The 364-nt window shown below is 68.1% G+C and carries 1 protein-coding gene; it reads right to left on the reverse strand.

The annotated features are described in order from the left end of the window. Positions 1-239 (reverse strand): hypothetical protein (locus NE609_RS17370; protein WP_256153248.1); only part of this gene is annotated, 239 nt, incomplete at its 3' end. Positions 240-364: the final 125 nt, after the last annotated feature.

Raw genomic sequence — 364 nt, forward strand, 5'->3', positions numbered from 1 at the left:
GGACAGGTGTACAGCATCCCGCCAGCCGCCGCGCCGCGGGCGCAATGCCTCTGCCTGAGAGTCTCCGGGACCGTACTGGGAGTGCGTTCGGGGAGGCACGGCCGCTTTTGCGTGGCGCGCAGCGCCCACGGGGCAGCGGAAAACTGCGCGGCTTTGCCGCGCACGCGCGCGAAGCGCGCGAACGCCCGGGACGGGCGTTGTTTTCCGCCGTGCATCCCCGGCGAGCCATCCTGCTTCATCTGTTGGGAGTGCCCGCAACCTGAATTGAGCCCTCAGCTTGTGTACCTGTGGGGAGCGGCGGTAGTTTGTGGGTCATGGCAAGGTACTCCCGGAGATACCGCTTAGAGTTCCGGCCCGCAGGGCC

Source organism: Anaerotruncus sp. DFI.9.16, assembly GCF_024461615.1.
In the GTDB taxonomy this organism is placed as follows: Bacteria; Bacillota; Clostridia; order Oscillospirales; family Ruminococcaceae; genus Anaerotruncus; species Anaerotruncus massiliensis.